Raw genomic sequence first — 16,759 nt, forward strand, 5'->3', positions numbered from 1 at the left:
ACTTCAATGATATCATTTCTAGAACGCTTTACTTATATTCCCAATACAAATAGCGCTTTATCAAAGTACAAAAATGAAATACTATCACTTTGTGCTCTAATCTTCTTCATCGGCATACAGTTTGCCCATGCAACGGACTATTATGTTTCTACATCCGGAGATGATGGAAATAACGGTAGCTTTTCCGCTCCCTGGCGCACTATAAATTATGCCGTTAATTTTCAAAACCTTAAAGAAGGCGATGTTGTTTACCTTAGAGGTGGAACTTATGTGGAAAGCGTCACCATGTTTCGCTCGGGAACTTCGAACGCCCGTATACTGGTAAAAAACTACCAAAGTGAAATCCCTATCATCAATGGAGACGGTTTGGCCTATAACTATTTATGGACAGAGTCTACGGGTTTGTTCAATGTTAGAGGTAGCTATATTACGCTGGACGGTCTTAAGGTCATGAACGCAAACCCCGGTCCAAATGCAGGGAATGCCACAGGTATTATCGTGCGGGGACCTAATGTTACCGATGTGACCATCAAAAATTGCGTTACCGAAAATACTCGCTCGTCCGGTATTGCTATTTGGGGGCAAACTTTTGATGACGATTACACCGGTTGCCGTAATATAATCGTTGAAAACTGTGACATATCGGGGGCGGTAAACGATGGATTTAATGAACATCTTACCATTGCCCTTGGCGTTGAAAATTACATTATACGTAATAACAAGGTTCATGACCAAACGGCTGTGGGCAGGGAACCCAATTTACCAATAGGTATTGATTCTAAGATTAACGTAAGAAACGGTAAGGTGTATGGAAACGAAATCTATAATCTAAGAAAGTCCAATGGTATTTACGTCGATGGTTGGGATAGCGAAGCCTATAATATCGAAATCTACAACAATATCATCCATGACATTGATCACACCGGTATTCCGATCGGAGCGGAGGAAGGCGGTACGGTCCATGACATAAAAGTATACAATAACCTCATCTACAACACCGGGTGGAACGGTATTTCATTGAATTCGGCCAACAACACCATTGTTGAAGGAGACAATAATCTCTATGCCATATCCATATATAACAATACGGTGTTTAATAGTGGACAGTATGCCATGCACGTATTCAATAAAAACATTTCTGACATAAGGATAGCCAATAATATTTTTGCGGAAAACAGATGGAGCAACTCGGCAACCTTGTACCCCGAAAACAAGGGAGCGGTAACCATGGACAACAATATTGTATTTGGCGAGCAGAATGCTTTTTTACCCGGTATGGAAGTATTTTTGGGAACCAATGCTATTGAGGAAAATCCGTCGTTCGTGAATAAAGGAAATCAGAACTTTCGTTTGAAAGATGACTCCCCGGCAATTGATGCCGGTACCAATTCATTATCTTCCGTCGTAGACTTGGATGGAAAAAGTCGTTCCAACGGCACTCCCGATATTGGAGCATATGAATTCGGCGAAAATGTAACGCCCTTGGACGTAATAAACGCCATAGACGCCGTGCGCTCAGTAAACAGTGGTTCCAGTTATGATATTGAAATTGCCTATGAGGCTGCGGCCGAAAGAGATATTATAGTACTATTTCAACTGCAAGATACCCCTTTTACAGAATATGGATATCGTAAAACAAGGGTTACCAAAGGAAAGGGGTCCGTAACCATAAGGGTGCCCATCGCATATGAGACACCGGTTGCCGAGACTGCTTATAAATGGAGTAGTTTTATAGTACCGATCGGAAAAAATTTTAACGATAACTTGGCCATTAGGGACTTGTACGACATTAGTGTCGAACCCAAATTTGAAGGCATCTGGGAAATAAAAAACAAGGCTACCAATAGTAAATTAGCAGTTAAAAGTTGTGCAAAGGAAAATTTGGAAAACACCCCTTTGATTCTTAGTGGTACAGATAGCCAAAACTGTACGGTATTTGAGTTTGTTCCAACAGAAGATGATTATTTTTTTATACGGAACCAGGTTACTAAAGGGAAGTACCGTCCAAAAAATTGCGATTCTACAGCAAACGACACCGTCGAAATTGTACAGGTAGGGGAAGCTTCTTTTGGATGGTGCGAACAATGGCGATTAATTCCTACAACAGAGGGATATTACCGAATAGAAAATCGACAGACCGGACAATGGTTCCGGTCAAAAGGGTGCTCTGGATCAGCAGGCAATACCATAACCCAGGTAAGTAAGGATTTTACGGGCAATTGCACGCAATGGAAGCTGGAAGTACCAAATAGCAATAGCACAGGGCTTAAAGCTAATGTGGCCGATGAACCCGTAATTAGCATGTATCCCAATCCAACGACTGGGACACTAAAATTGAATACCTCGGATATACCGGGAAATGTCTCCTTAATAAGCGTATTTGATCTCAAAGGACGTGTTGTTTTAGAATCAACACTGACAGTACAATTTGCGCTAAAAGAAATGAGTATCGACGTATCCGGTATTGCAAAAGGAACCTATATTTTAAAGCTTGATTTTACCAGCGGAAGAGCATGGAGTTCCCGATTTATAGTGGAATAACCTACTAGGTTTAGAAAGCGGAAACATACTATTTTTCAGTATGAGCCCTATTTAAACCGAAAGGCTAAAAGTAACTTTTGAACGCAAAAAAGGAATTAAAAAAATGATACCAATAGCTATTGTTTAAAGCGTACCGCATCTTTGCCCTTAATTTAAACTTTTGAAATATGAGAAGTTTGGTGCACTTAAAACGCTCGATGATTTTAGTTCTACAGATTTAAAACGAAACTGAACCAGATTATAAAACACATCAAAAACGTGCAAAAAATGAGTAATCATTGACAAGTTGGAATGATTACCATAACAGCATATGTGAAATCTTTTAGTGTATTAATATGGCGACATTCATCCTATACTTATTAAATGGGCTATCCATTTAAAAGCTGTGTGATAGTATCATATCGATGAAAGATTTTGAAAAAAACACTCTTTATATTTCAATATCTTAATCTTTTTTTTCAACGGCATAAGTCCTCTTTCGTTAGTAAATCTGGTCATTTTGAAGTACCAAAACCTCTTCCACTAAACTCCAGAGTCTTGAAATTCATATCGTTAAAGAAATTCCTGTACCGTAACATTAGCATTACAAGTAACCGGAAAAGACATCGGTAACACACCACAGGGCACTTTCTCAACACATTTGGGGCACTTCACAACATTAATAATTACCCATTTTAAAATTGTAGTAATATTACTACATAGTTAATTCATTATGATTACATATGAATTTAGTAAAGGGAGCTCTTTTAGTCATATTGTTGCTACCGCTACAAATGGTATCGGCCCAAGAACACGATCCTTTGGTCGTAGGGGTCGGGTTTAACGTGGTCGATAACTCGGGAAGTCGGTTTAGCGGCTTGTTGAACGCCAGTGAGAATTGGAACATTTCAAAACTCATTATGGTTTCGGCAGAACAACGCTTTCGTTACGATTACGGCCTAAAGGCCATTTTTGCCCTTAACCGGTTTAACGAGGGCAAGGTAATCAACAGTCTGAACAATACGAACAACACGAATTACTATTCCATGGACCTACTTTTTAAAAACTACACTACCAACTATTTTTTAAATCCCAGAAGAAGTTGGTTCACCGGTTTTATCGTTGCCGGGGCGGGCGGCAGCTACTTTAATAAAAATATCAACAAAACCTTAAACACCGGTTTTGGCTTTAATATTAAAATTGAACATGAACTGCGATTGAGTTTCCAGACACTGGGAAAATTCTCTATCGATAATGCCACTCCCGGCAATGCAAATCATTTACAACATTCCGTATCACTAATAAAATGGTTATGAACAAAACAATGGACATCCAAACCGAAAACAATCCTTTTATTCATCAAACCGCCGTGGTCGATTCCGGCTGTGTTATAGCGCAAGGTACCAAAATATGGCACTTTTCCCATATCATGTCCGATTCGAAAATAGGAGAACGCTGTAACATAGGACAAAATGTAGTCGTTTCCCCGCAGGTGGTTTTGGGAAACAATGTAAAAGTACAGAACAATGTTTCCATCTATACAGGGGTCATTTGCGAAAACGACGTGTTCCTAGGGCCTTCCTGCGTATTCACCAATGTAACAAATCCCCGAAGTGCGGTCAACCGCAGGGGCAACTATGCAAAGACCCATGTTGGCAAAGGTGCCACCATTGGAGCAAATGCCACCATCGTTTGCGGTCATGATATCGGTAAGTACGCCTTTATCGGTGCCGGGGCGGTAGTCACAAAGAATGTCAAGGATTATGCCCTGATGGTAGGAAACCCCGCCACGCAAATGGGGTGGATGAGCGAATACGGTTGTCGGCTCAATTTTGATGAGACCGGTACGGCGATCTGCGAAGAAAGTTCAGAAACCTACCACTTACAAAACGATACAGTAACCAAATCATAACCCCATGGAAAACAAGAACTTTGCTATTTTAGGTGTTGGCGGGTACATTGCTCCCCGCCATATTCAGGCCATAAAACATACCAACAATACCTTGCTCGCCGCATTGGACAAATCGGACAGCGTCGGTATTATGGACAGTTACTTCCCAAAGACCCATTTTTTTACGGAATTCGAACGTTTTGATCGCCATATCGAAAAACTGAAAAGACGAAAGAACATCCAGTTGGATTATGTGAGTATCTGTACACCCAACTACTTGCACGACGCCCATATTCGCATGGCACTTCGTAGGGGCACCAACGCTATTTGCGAAAAGCCCATTGTGATCAACCCTTGGAACATCGATTCCTTGGTAGCGATCGAAAAGGAGTCGGACAAAAAGGTGAATTCCATTCTGCAATTACGATTACACCCCAGTATGATTGCGCTAAAGGAAAAAATTGAAAATGGGCCGACGGATAAGATTCATGAAATAGACCTTACGTATTTGACCTCACGGGGCAATTGGTACCATAACTCCTGGAAAGGGGACGTCTCTAAATCCGGGGGAATCGCCACCAACATCGGGGTACACTTTTACGATATGCTTTCCTGGATCTTTGGTAAGGTCACCCGAAACAAGGTGCACTTACTGAACAACGAAAGTGCGTCGGGTTATCTGGAATTTGAAAAGGCCAGGGTTCGCTGGTACTTGTCCATTGACTACGATACCATTCCCGACCCCATAAAGGTAAACGGTAAGCGTACCTACCGTTCTATTCGGGTAAACGGGGAAGAAATTGAATTCAGTACGGGCTTTACCGAGTTGCATAACAAGAGTTACGAGGCCATTTTGGAGGGCAAGGGGTTCGGACTAATGGATGCCAAGCAATCGATTGAAATCGTACATGCGATCCGAACCGCACCCATCGCCAAACTCAAGGGGGATTATCACCCCTTTATGAAACCGAACCGCATGCTGCATCAAGCATCTTAAAACAAAAAATGGGGGCATTAGAAAACAAGGCAAAAAAAGGACTTTTATGGAGCAGTATCGATAAGTTTTCGACCTTGTTGATACAGTTTTCCGTAGGAATCGTTTTGGCTCGAATATTAGCCCCTGAAGATTTTGGGTTGATCGGTATGATCACCATATTCATTTCCATTTCGCAATGCTTGGTCGACAGTGGTTTCTATACGGCCTTGGTACAGAAAAAGAATATTTCGCATACCGATTATTCCACCATTCTGTTCTTTAATATGGGCGTTGCCCTGCTGCTATATGTACTACTCTATAGCACCGCCAAGTACATTGCGCTTTTTTATGGGGAACCCTTGCTTACGGACCTTGTAAAGGTAGTTTCCCTCAGTGTCATCATCCTTTCCACCACAGTGGTACATAAGGCGATGATGGCGCGACAAATAGATTTCAGGACGCAGGCCATTGCCCATATTACATCGTCGGTCATCAGTGGCAGTATCGGTATTTATGCAGCGGTCAATGGCCACGGCGTTTGGGCCCTGGTCTATCATTCCCTTTCCAGAAGTGTACTTCTTGCCCTGTTGTATTGGATGCTAAACAGATGGCATCCCACCCTGATCTTTAACAAGACTTCTTTTCGATCTCTCTTCTCCTTTGGATCAAAACTAATGCTCTCCGAACTGTTGAAAATATTCTTTAGAAACCTGTTCCTGATCATCATCGGCAAACTTTACAAGGCGGAAGAATTGGGTTTTTATACCCGTGCTTCCTTGTTCAAACAAGTTCCCGGTACCTTGGTGGGCAATATTTTACAGAGCGTAACCTTTCCGTTAATGGTCAAGGTTATCGATGATACCGAAAAGTCCAAACACGTTCTGGTACGGAGCACAAAGCTTACCGGTTTTATTCTTTTACCGGTCATTTTATGGTTGTTGTTCTTTGCGAAACCGCTCATACTGGTATTGCTTACCCAAAAATGGCTGCCGACGGTGTTATTGCTACAAATTCTTTGCCTGGATATTTTGTTCCATCCGATGCAATACATCAACCTCAACTACCTGAACGCCAAAGGAAGATCCGACCTTTTTTTAAAGCTGGAAATGATCAAGAACGCACTAACGGTTGTCGCCATAGTACTGACGTACAAGTTCGGTTTAACGGCCATGACCTTTGGCTATATCAGCGTTTCCTGCCTTAGCTTTTTCATCAATTCCCACTATACGGGAAAGGACCTTAAATATGGCGCCTTTAAACAGTTGGCGGACCTATCACCCTATGCCGTTGCCGCCTGTTTGGCGGTTATCCCAAGCTTTTTTATTTGTTTTTTGATACCGAGCATCGCCCTTCGCCTGGTAAGCGGGGGCGTACTCTGCGGCATTTTTTACTTGGGTATTTCCCACATCATGAAATTTCAGGAACTGTACGAAATAAAACGAATCATCTCAAAAAAATTATAAACCCAATTTTCTACCCTAACGACCATGAAAAAACAACTGCGCAAATCCACCGAATTTCTGGTTAACACCATAGCGGCACTTTTTCCGAAGAAAACACAGAAAGCACGCTTTTTGAGTATGGTAAGTAGCGTTCTCATCCATAAAAACAATACCATCTCATACGACCCCGAACACGATATGTACTGGCTAAAAAGTAACGGAAGCCATTTGTACATGGTAAAAGAGCCCTATTTCTATTTCAGTAAAACCAAACTATACAATGGAATAAAACGAATTGCCTGCAAGCATTACCTACCGCAAAAAGGGGACGTCATCGTTGATGTAGGTGCCGGAATCGGAACGGAAACCCTGTTTTTTAACGAACATGTTCAAAAAGAAGGTAAAATATATTCCATTGAAGCCAGTAAGGCCAGCCATGAAAAATTACAAGAATTGTGTGTGAAGAACAACATTCAAAATTCAGAAAACCTGCATATGGCCATTACCGACCATAACCAAGAAGTGTGGATCGAAGAAAGTGATCGGTATCAGGTAGATGCGGTAAACAAAAATGCCAAAGGAACAAAAGTGGACGGCATTACCCTGGACCATTTGGTAAAGGTCAAAAACATCGATAAAATCGATTTTTTAAAAGCCAACATCGAGGGTTCCGAGCTACCGATGATCGATGGCATGCGAAACGCCATAAAAATAACCAAACATATCGCGGTCTCCTGTCACGATTTTCTTTTTGAAGATAACCGACAGATCAAGGAAAAAATGTCGCAATTCCTGGTCGCGAACGGATTTGAGGTTTTTTACAACAATACGGGTCATCAGGTAGTGGATAGCTGGATCTATGGGAAACGTACCTAAATGAAAATCGTTCATATCATATCGACCTTAAACATCGGGGGCGCCGAGAATTTTGTGGTACAACTGGCCAACAGCCAGGTGTCGCAAAACCGGGTTACCGTTCTGGTTCTTGGACATACCGACCCTGAGAACAATTATATTGCGGCACTGCATTCGGATGTGGCCTATTTGGAATTGGGATGGAACGTGAAGTATAGTCTGCGCCAGACATACCAACTGAACCGACAGTTGAACAACATAGGCCCCCATGCCGTACATGTACATTTGCACAACCCGTTCTATTACGTTTTTGCCCTATCCTTTTTTAAACGGAAGCCTAAGTACATCCATACCATGCACAGTAGTTTTGGGAATTGGAAAAGAGTGCTAGGCATCATTTACAAACTCCGTTTTCTCAACAACCGCATCGTACACGTTTCCCTATCCAAAACGATAACGGACGCCATAAAAAAGGATTTTCCAAAATTCCGGACCACCACCATCGCCAATGGCATTCGACCTTACGTTCCGAGTAGACAAAGAGGTGCGGTAAAACGGTTCTGGCACGGGTTCGGCGTTCCACCGACGAAAGGGTTTCGGTTTTTGGCCATTGGCAACATCAGTGATAACAAAAACTACGCCCTGCTTGCACAAAGTTTTAAGGCCTTGCGCGAGCAGTTTCCCGAACTGATGTGCATACAGGTAGGGGCCCCTTCCGACAAGGCGCTTACGGAAGAGTTAAAACAGATCAATGCCCCGAACGTCTTTTTGGCGGGGGCCGTAAGCAATGCTGCCGATCTGTTGACCGAGGCCGACGCACTGGTCATCAGTTCGGTTCAGGAAGGCATGCCCATCGTCGCCCTTGAGGCACTTTCGATGGGCGTTCCCATTATTACCACCCCTGCCGGGGGTATGCCCGACATTGTAAATCCCTCCATTGGGTTCGTCTCCGATGATTTTGAAGTGACCTCCTTTAAAAAAACACTACGGCAATTTATGGCCTTATCCTACTACAAAAAGCGTGAACTAGCCGCTAATGCAAAAAAAATGTTCCGCGAAAATTATGATATCACCATTGCCGAACGGCAATATAAATTGCACTATGGCCTGGAGTAAGAGACATACACAGATCGCCCTTTTTTTCACCCTTGCGGTGTTGTTGTGCCATATTGTTTTCTTTCCGAATTACATTATGCCCTTACCCATACTATTGGTCGGCTTTGCCACGGTACTCTTTTTCTTTTTGGGGGTCAGGGCCTATGTGAACGGTTGGAAAAATAGAAGCGATTTCGCAACGAGGCTTTTCTTCCATAGCTTAATGTACCGACTACTTGCCGTTGCCGCCATGTACGTACTGACAATGGAATACGACCCGGCCAACCTACCCTTTGAAATTGCCGCCTCGGATGCATGGAACTATCATTACTCCGGAGTAATCGTAGCGGACGCCCTCGATCAGAATAGAAATGTGTTTCAAGCGCTATCCCATTTTTGGAAGAGCGAGGCCGATTATGGGTTTTCGTTGTGTATCGGGTTTATCTATACCATATTCGGCAAAAGCGTAACCGCTGTCAAAATCTTAAATGCTATTCTTGGAAGTGTTACGGTACTTCGCATCTACCAGATCACCCAATTCGCTTATGGCGAAAAACAGGCCAGGATAGCGGGAATACTCACCATGTTAATGCCTCCGTTATTATGGTTTACCGGTATGTTGCTAAAGGAAACATTACTCATTTTTCTTATAGCCAATATTGGCTATTACTGTACAAAAATCATAAAAACAAGCGCCTTTAGGATTGTCAATACCTTAATGGTTCTGTTGCTTTTTGGTTCCATTTTCTTTTTTAGGACCGTTTTGGTGCCCCTTTTGGTCGGTTGTGTTTTGTTACAGATCGTATTTTACAGGACCCGGAATAAAAATTATCGGGTGTTTGCCAGTTTTATTACCCTGATCTTGATTTTCGGAAGCTTGTTCATCACGTATGAACTTTCGATGGACAAGCATATTGAATCTGCCATAGAAGCCAGTTCGGAGCAGTTTGGAAACGAACTGGACAAAGCTTCCAAAGACAGGGGCATCAACTACACTGCGGCATTAGTGTCGCCCTTGTTGATCTCGGGAGCGATTATTACCCCGTTTCCCTCTTTGTTGGACTTTGAAGAACGGCAGTTGGGTATCTATGCCCATTTTCAAAACGAGATCGTGCGGAACATCATGTACTTTTTCGTTTTTATAGGGTTGTTCCGTTTTATAAAGTTCCGAAAGGCAACGGCCATATTTCCCGCCAGCTTTGCCGTGCTGTACATCATGATCTTGGCCGTTTCGGGAATATCATTTCAAGATCGTTTCCAAATTTTGGCCCTTCCCTTCCTGATCGTTTTCATGTCGGACGGTATAGCCGTGGATTACCACCAAAAAGAAAAGCATTGGTTCGTATACCTGGGCTTTATTTTTTTTGCCATCCTGGCGTGGAACATGTTTAAACTATCGAACAGAGGTCTTTTTTAAAAAGCAAACCATGAACGAATTTATATTACTACATAGCCAAACACCACAGCGGTCCACCGTTGGGCATACTATAGTGCTTTCGAAAGAATGGAACGTGCTCATCAAAAACGATGACTACTCCCATTTTCAAAAAAACGGAAAAGAGTATTTTGTTTTTGGAGATCTGATTGCCCCAAAGGAAACGCTCTTCCAAACAAAAGATAAGGATATCCCCAAACTGAAGGGCAATTTTCACATTATCGTCATAGCGGGTTCTACCATCACCGTCTTTACTAGTTTTTTTAGCATACTTCCCATTTACATGTCACGGGATAAAAAACAGATCAGCTCCTCCTTTTCATGGATCGAAGAACTGGCCCCCTATCCCTTGCGCCTGGATAAAAAGTTTATTCTAGAGCAACTGCTTTTCAATTACGGCCTTTTCAATAGAACCAAATACCAGGAAATACAATTGTTACCCAGCAACAGTTTTGTACAGTTACAACATGGCACGCTGAGCGTTTTAAAACATTTTGAGATTACCGACTTCTTTAAGGGAACGGCAAAGCCAAAAACCGCGAGTCAACTAAGCGAACTGTTCATAGAGACCTCCAAATCCTATTTTCCGGACACCCACTTTGATATTGCTTTTACCAGTGGTTTTGATGGAAGGACCCTAGTGAGCTGTGCGCACTACCACCAAAAGAACTTCGCTACCTTTTCCTTTGGCAGGCCAGAAAACGATGACGTCAGCATCCCACAAAAAAATGCCATGGCCTTGGGAATCCCATACCGCTATTTTGATTTGGGCGCACCCGAGTATTGCAACAGCGGCTACCTTAAAAACGCCTATGACTTTACCAACGCCAACGGTATTGGAAACGGATTTATATATGCACATTTCCCGTACAGTGCAAAGGCCATTGCGAAAAAATCGAAATACCTGTTATCGGGTATTTGTGGTAGTGAACTTTTTAGGGCGCTACATTCCCCTGGTGCCGTAACCTCACAGGCCATGATCGATATTTTTAAATGTGATAACGATAGCGTACTGCGAACACAGTTAAAACAATCAATAACCCTGGTTGCCCTACACCGACAAGAATTTGAAACGGAACTGGACGAACTTGTGGAAGAAATCGTTGCTTTTAAGGCTGGACTCCCACAGGATATCTCCTTAAATCAAAAGTTTTATACGGTCGTTTTTGAAGAAATATTCCGAAAGTTTTTTGGACAATGGGTAGCGGCCCAGCGGCAGCAACTGCATATCAGAACGCCATTTCTGGATTTTGATTTCGTTACCGCATTGCTCGGATCCAAATACGCCGGAGCCAATAACGACTTTTTTACCAACAACCCTTTAAAACGGATCAAGGGACAGCTCATTTACGCCGATATCATCGGAAAAACGAACCGTACCATTTACCGTCAAAAAACAGGAAAGGGCTATACCCCCCGAGACGTCAGTAATCCGCTGTATCGCATAAACATCATTTTGCCCTTCTTTAAAAAACGACTTCAACGAAAGGTGAAAAAAACCTATTTGGATAACCTGGGTATCGTTTCGGGCATCCGACAAAACAAGGCGACCCTCATGGACCTCTTAAACGAAACCACCTTATTCAATACCATGGAACTTAAAAAACGATTGGCCGACCTCTCGGATTTTACCCCGGAAAAAGAGCGGGACATGCTGCTCATGAGCTTGGCCATAGTATACAACATCCGAACAAAAAAAACGAACCTAAAACTCCAAAGCGCATGAAAACCGTATTCGCACTAGTAGACTATAAATCAAAATTTGGTTCCAAACATTTTGACACCCCTTACAGAAGCGGGATGGACAAAAAAAAATTGTCCGAATATTTTAATGCCCTAGGCATCGATATCGTATACCGGTATTTCCGTGAGATCGATTTTAAGGACAACTTTTATAAGGGAAAGGATATTATTTATACCTCCTCGGAAGATAATGGCTATCAATACAAATCCTATATCGAAGACCTCATTTATGCACTGGAACTTTCCGGAGCCAACGTAATACCAAGTTACCGACATCTAAAAATGAACAACAATAAGGTGTTCATGGAGCTCACGCGGGACTATTTGGGCATCACCGATAACGTGCATTCCACAGTTTTCGGGTCATTGAAAGATCTAAGAATGAAACTGGACGAAATTCGTTTTCCGATCGTCTTTAAAGCGTCCGGAGGAGCCTCAGGTACGGGTGTCGCCCTTATCGAAAACAAACACGCGCTCATAAAAAAAGTAAAGGAAATCGGGAAAAGGAACCTAAAGAGCGACCTACGCGATTACCTCAGATCGTTTCGGCACAAGGGGTACAAAAGAGAGTCGTTGTACCGGCAAAAATTCATACTTCAAGAGCTTATTCCCAACCTGGTAAACGACTGGAAGGTATACTTTTTCGGAGAGAAACTATACATATTCAAACGGCCGATTCTCAAAGGGCGCGGCATAAAGGCCAGCGGAGGCGGGTATGATAACTATTTCTATGGACTGGAAGCCGAAGCACCGGAGGGTCTTTTCGATTATGCCTTGGATATCTTTAAAAAAATGAACGTTCCCCATATCTCAATCGATATCGCCTTTGATGGCAAGGCCTTCTATCTCATCGAATTTCAATCACTTTATTTCGGTACCGCTGGCATTCCCTATTCCGATGGTTACTTCTCCAAAGCATCCGGGCAATGGGAATTTATACCACAAAAATTGGACATCGAAAAGGCCTATGCCGACAGTATAGCGGCCCATATCCATAACGAAGCGCTTCCCGTACTGGAGCCCAATTTAAAACGCATCTCTTAAACCGAAATCCGATGAACATTCTTTTTGTAAGCAGTGGAAATACAAGCGAGGGCATTTCCTCCATCGTCCGTAACCAAGGGGTCTCCTTACAAGGGCTGGGCCATGACATCTCTTTTTTCACTATAAAGGGAAAAGGCATAAAAGGTTATTTAAAACACATTTTCATCCTGAGAAACTTTCTAAGGAGCGGCTCCTATGATGTGGTACATGCACACTACTCCCTAAGCGCCATTACCGCGGCCTTGGCGGGCGCCAGACCTTTGGTGGTATCCCTAATGGGAAGTGATGTAAAGGCCTCACCAATATTAAAGTACATGATCAAATTTTTCAAAAGACTGTTTTGGAAAAAAGTCATCGTAAAATCGGAGGACATGCGGCTTTCGGCTCAACTCAAAGATGCAAAAGTACTCCCCAACGGCGTGGATTTCAATACGTTCAGACCTATCCCCCGAGAAAAGGCCCTAAAGGTTACTGGCTGGGATCCGGATCAAAAACATGTGCTTTTTGCCGCCAACCCCACGCGCAGCGAAAAAAACTTTCAACTCGCCAAGGACGGTTTTCAAGCCATGGATATCAATGTTCCTGTTGCCCTTCATACTTTGAACGATGTTCCCAACGCGCTTATGCCCGCCTACTTTAACGCGGCGGAAGTGGTGTTGCTCACCAGTCGGTGGGAAGGATCGCCAAACGTGATCAAGGAAGCAATGGCCTGTAACTGCAAAATCGTAACCGTTGACGTGGGCGATGTAAGGCAAGTAATCGGCAACACCAAAGGTTGCTTTATTGCCGATGCCACCGTTTCCGATGTTTCAAAAAAGCTCGAATACGCCCTACGGCTCGATACCAAAACTAGCGGAAGAACAACAATAACACACCTGAGTTCCGCGCTTATCGCGGAAAAATTAGCCTCCATTTACACCAGTATAGCATGACACAGCCTACCCTACAAATTGAAACGGACAGCCATTCCATTTCCGAAACGGAATGGGAAAACCTATTGAACTCCCCTACGGGCAACTTTTTTCAATCCCCGGAAGCGATCGCTTTTTTTAAAGCTTCGGGGCTGGAGACCTTTACCTATGCCGTTCGACAAAATAATATGGTCGTCGCCGTTCTTTCGGGGACCATACAAAAGGAAAGCGGTATCAAATCGAACTTTACCAGTAGGGCAATTATTTATGGCGGTCCTCTTTTTTTGGACCAAACAGATTATGACGAGCACACGGAATTACTCCGACACCTCATCCAAGAATTAAAGCAAAAGGTCATTTATATCGAATTCAGAAACCTGAACGATTATAGCCCTTATCACCGAGCGTTCGTAAAGGCCGGCTATACCTATCATCCCCATTTGAACTTCCATTTGGACTGTTCGGACGAAACCTCAATGAAAAAGCGGATGAGCAAGAGCAAACTGCGACAGGTAAAAAAAAGTATCGCTACCGGGGCGACCATTGTAGCGGCCAAAAACATCGACCAAATTGCCGTCTTTTACGCAATTTTAGTACATCTCTATACCACCAAGGTAAAGACCCCCTTACCCGCTCTTGACCTTTTCGAACAACTATGGCTACGGGATGCCGCCAAATTTTTGTTGATACAATATGAGGGCGAAATTATCGGCGGTATCGTTGCCCCTATCCTACCGGGAAAAGTCATTTACGAATGGTTCGTTTGCGGTAAGGATGGCCAATTCAAGAATGTATACCCAAGCATTTTGGCCACCTGGGCCGCTATGGATTATGCCCTACAGAACAATATTCCACGTTTCGATTTTATGGGAGCGGGCAAGCCGGACGCGCATTATGGTGTACGGGAGTTCAAATCAAAATTTGGGGGCGACCTCGTGGAACACGGACGATACTGTTACGTTACCAAGCCCGTTCTGTTTGAAATCGGAAAAAAAGCGGTACAACTTCTTAAAAAAACAACATGAGAATACTCATAGATATCGGACATCCCGGACATGTTCATCTGTTCAAAAACTTCACCAAACAAATGCAGAAAAGAGGGCACGAATTTCTTTTTACCTGCAGGCAAAAGGAGTTCGAAATCGAACTGTTGAATGCCGAGGGGTTTCCGTTTAAATCCTTTGGAAGCAAGTTCAATACCACCATAGGCAAACTTTTTGGTTTGCTGAAGTTCGATTTCCTCTCGGTGATCCAAGGGCTTCGATTTAAACCGGATGTGTTTATGAGCCATGGATCGCCCTATGCGTCCCATGCGGCGGCAGTACTTCAAAAACCACACATTTCCTTAGAGGATTCGGGCAATTGGGAGCAAATGAAACTGTATTTGCCCTTTACCGGTGCGGTACTCACTCCAGATGTGTTGTTCGAAGATCTAGGGACCAAACAGATCCGATACCGATCGTACCATGAGTTGGCCTATTTGCATCCAAAATATTTCCGTCCAACGGGAGATGCCGCCACCATATTAAAACTACGGTCCGATGAAAAGTATGTGATCCTAAGGTTCGTTTCCTGGAATGCTTCCCACGACAAGGGCCATGTTGGCATTTCGGACGGCGAAAAAAGTAGGATCATCGACTACCTTTCCGGAAGGTATCGCGTTTTTATCACTTCAGAGGGGAAACTCCCGGATGCGTACCTCCCCTATCAAATAAAAATTGCACCGGAGCAGATGCACGAGGTATTGGCCGGAGCGGAATTCTTTGTTGGCGAAGGCGCCACCATGGCGGCCGAATCGGGCGTTCTGGGGATACCGGCAATATACATCAATTCCATTCGAAGGGCCTATAACGAGGACCAAGAAAAGTACGGTCTCGTTTTTAACTTTCAGTCCGAAGAGGGCGTATTCGAAAAAATACAGGAACTAGAGGCCACCAAAGATTTTAAAAAAACATTTCAGGACAGGCGCGAAAAGCTGTTGGCCGATAAAATAGACGTTACCGCCTTAATGGTATGGTTTGTTGAAAATTACCCGGAGAGCAAGACCATTATGATGGAAAACCCCGATTACCAATACAACTTTAAATAGATGGATTTTACTTTAGCCACATACAAAACCCTCATCGGATCATTATTAAAGGCGCGTTATACCTTTGAAACCTTCGACACTTTTGTACGGTCGACCGGAAATAGAACCATTGTACTGCGACACGATGTTGATCTACTGCCCCATCATTCGTTGGAGTTTGCTAAAATTCAGGCCAATCACGGAATTAAGGGAACCTATTATTTTAGGGCGGTACCTGAAAGTTGGGACGAACAGGTGATCCTGGAAATTTCAGGTTTGGGCCATGAAATTGGCTATCACTACGAATGCCTTAGCACCACAGGTGGAAATCTTGAAAAAGGGATTTTGGATTTTGAAAAAAACTTGGGTGAACTGAGAAAACTGGCACCGGTATCCACCATTTGTATGCATGGTAGTCCCATGTCCAAATACGATTCGAAGGACCTTTGGAACACCTATGATTATCGGGAATATGGTATCCTGGCCGAACCGTATTTCGATATCGATTACGACCGTGTTTTCTACCTTACCGATACGGGCAGACAGTGGGACGGCCATAACGTAAGCGTTCGGGATCGCGTTCAAACCTCCCAAAAAAGAACATACCACACCACCTCGGAGATCATTGAGGCCATAACAACGGATCATTTTCCGGAAAGGGTAATGTTCACGTTTCACCCGCAGCGCTGGAGCGATAACATGATGTTATGGGGCAAGGAACTGGTTTTTCAAAACGTAAAGAACGTCATCAAAAAACATTTTTTTGTAAAAGCCTGACA

14 protein-coding genes are annotated in these 16,759 nt (G+C 43.3%); all 14 read left to right on the forward strand.

All coding sequences use genetic code 11. The annotated features are described in order from the left end of the window. The first annotated feature begins 6 nt into the window (after positions 1-6). Complete coding sequence (locus tag ACRD7P_RS00450) at positions 7-2,541, forward strand: RICIN domain-containing protein (RefSeq protein ID WP_430905492.1); 2,535 nt, start codon at positions 7-9, stop codon at positions 2,539-2,541. Between the two features lie 722 nt (positions 2,542-3,263). Then, a complete protein-coding gene (locus tag ACRD7P_RS00455; protein WP_430905493.1) occupies positions 3,264-3,836 on the forward strand; it encodes a hypothetical protein in 573 nt (190 codons plus the stop codon). After that, complete coding sequence (locus tag ACRD7P_RS00460; RefSeq protein ID WP_430905494.1) at positions 3,833-4,432, forward strand: acyltransferase; 600 nt, start codon at positions 3,833-3,835, stop codon at positions 4,430-4,432. The genes ACRD7P_RS00455 and ACRD7P_RS00460 overlap by 4 nt, the downstream gene beginning before the upstream one ends. A 4-nt stretch (positions 4,433-4,436) precedes the next feature. Further along, positions 4,437-5,408, forward strand: coding sequence for a Gfo/Idh/MocA family protein (locus ACRD7P_RS00465; protein WP_430905495.1), 972 nt, complete (start codon positions 4,437-4,439; stop codon positions 5,406-5,408). Positions 5,409-5,416: 8 nt separating this feature from the next. After that, on the forward strand, positions 5,417-6,850 hold the full coding sequence (locus ACRD7P_RS00470) for a lipopolysaccharide biosynthesis protein (protein ID WP_430905496.1): 1,434 nt from the start codon (positions 5,417-5,419) through the stop codon (positions 6,848-6,850). A gap of 24 nt (positions 6,851-6,874) precedes the next feature. Further along, positions 6,875-7,705, forward strand: a complete 831-nt coding sequence (locus ACRD7P_RS00475; protein ID WP_430905497.1) for an FkbM family methyltransferase — start codon at positions 6,875-6,877, stop codon at positions 7,703-7,705. Then, positions 7,706-8,800, forward strand: a complete 1,095-nt coding sequence (locus ACRD7P_RS00480) for a glycosyltransferase (protein WP_430905499.1) — start codon at positions 7,706-7,708, stop codon at positions 8,798-8,800. Further along, positions 8,787-10,196, forward strand: coding sequence for a hypothetical protein (locus ACRD7P_RS00485; RefSeq protein WP_430905500.1), 1,410 nt, complete (start codon positions 8,787-8,789; stop codon positions 10,194-10,196). The genes ACRD7P_RS00480 and ACRD7P_RS00485 overlap by 14 nt, the downstream gene beginning before the upstream one ends. 10 nt (positions 10,197-10,206) lie before the next feature. Beyond that, positions 10,207-11,940, forward strand: a complete 1,734-nt coding sequence (locus ACRD7P_RS00490; protein ID WP_430905501.1) for an asparagine synthase-related protein — start codon at positions 10,207-10,209, stop codon at positions 11,938-11,940. Next, positions 11,937-13,001, forward strand: coding sequence for an ATP-grasp domain-containing protein (locus ACRD7P_RS00495; protein ID WP_430905502.1), 1,065 nt, complete (start codon positions 11,937-11,939; stop codon positions 12,999-13,001). The genes ACRD7P_RS00490 and ACRD7P_RS00495 overlap by 4 nt, the downstream gene beginning before the upstream one ends. Positions 13,002-13,012: 11 nt before the next feature. Continuing rightward, entirely contained in the window at positions 13,013-13,933 is a 921-nt protein-coding gene (locus ACRD7P_RS00500; RefSeq protein ID WP_430905503.1) for a glycosyltransferase family 4 protein, read from the forward strand. Next, positions 13,930-14,937: a lipid II:glycine glycyltransferase FemX gene (locus ACRD7P_RS00505; RefSeq protein ID WP_430905504.1), complete on the forward strand. Its 1,008-nt coding sequence runs from the start codon at positions 13,930-13,932 to the stop codon at positions 14,935-14,937. The genes ACRD7P_RS00500 and ACRD7P_RS00505 overlap by 4 nt, the downstream gene beginning before the upstream one ends. After that, positions 14,934-16,001 (forward strand): DUF354 domain-containing protein, encoded by a 1,068-nt coding sequence (locus tag ACRD7P_RS00510; protein WP_430905505.1) that lies wholly within the window; start codon positions 14,934-14,936, stop codon positions 15,999-16,001. Before ACRD7P_RS00505 ends, ACRD7P_RS00510 begins: the two co-directional genes overlap by 4 nt. Next, positions 16,002-16,757, forward strand: coding sequence for a hypothetical protein (locus tag ACRD7P_RS00515; protein WP_430905506.1), 756 nt, complete (start codon positions 16,002-16,004; stop codon positions 16,755-16,757). Positions 16,758-16,759 lie beyond the last annotated feature (2 nt).

The organism is Maribacter sp. 2-571 (genome assembly GCF_050589625.1).
Lineage (GTDB): Bacteria > Bacteroidota > Bacteroidia > Flavobacteriales > Flavobacteriaceae > Pelagihabitans.

Coding starts and splice junctions, on each gene's coding strand:
- ACRD7P_RS00450 (WP_430905492.1), top strand. CDS start 7: ATGATATCATTTCTAGAACGCTTTACTTATATTCCCAATACAAATAGC.
- ACRD7P_RS00455 (WP_430905493.1), top strand. CDS start 3,264: ATGAATTTAGTAAAGGGAGCTCTTTTAGTCATATTGTTGCTACCGCTA.
- ACRD7P_RS00460 (WP_430905494.1), top strand. CDS start 3,833: ATGAACAAAACAATGGACATCCAAACCGAAAACAATCCTTTTATTCAT.
- ACRD7P_RS00465 (WP_430905495.1), top strand. CDS start 4,437: ATGGAAAACAAGAACTTTGCTATTTTAGGTGTTGGCGGGTACATTGCT.
- ACRD7P_RS00470 (WP_430905496.1), top strand. CDS start 5,417: ATGGGGGCATTAGAAAACAAGGCAAAAAAAGGACTTTTATGGAGCAGT.
- ACRD7P_RS00475 (WP_430905497.1), top strand. CDS start 6,875: ATGAAAAAACAACTGCGCAAATCCACCGAATTTCTGGTTAACACCATA.
- ACRD7P_RS00480 (WP_430905499.1), top strand. CDS start 7,706: ATGAAAATCGTTCATATCATATCGACCTTAAACATCGGGGGCGCCGAG.
- ACRD7P_RS00485 (WP_430905500.1), top strand. CDS start 8,787: ATGGCCTGGAGTAAGAGACATACACAGATCGCCCTTTTTTTCACCCTT.
- ACRD7P_RS00490 (WP_430905501.1), top strand. CDS start 10,207: ATGAACGAATTTATATTACTACATAGCCAAACACCACAGCGGTCCACC.
- ACRD7P_RS00495 (WP_430905502.1), top strand. CDS start 11,937: ATGAAAACCGTATTCGCACTAGTAGACTATAAATCAAAATTTGGTTCC.
- ACRD7P_RS00500 (WP_430905503.1), top strand. CDS start 13,013: ATGAACATTCTTTTTGTAAGCAGTGGAAATACAAGCGAGGGCATTTCC.
- ACRD7P_RS00505 (WP_430905504.1), top strand. CDS start 13,930: ATGACACAGCCTACCCTACAAATTGAAACGGACAGCCATTCCATTTCC.
- ACRD7P_RS00510 (WP_430905505.1), top strand. CDS start 14,934: ATGAGAATACTCATAGATATCGGACATCCCGGACATGTTCATCTGTTC.
- ACRD7P_RS00515 (WP_430905506.1), top strand. CDS start 16,002: ATGGATTTTACTTTAGCCACATACAAAACCCTCATCGGATCATTATTA.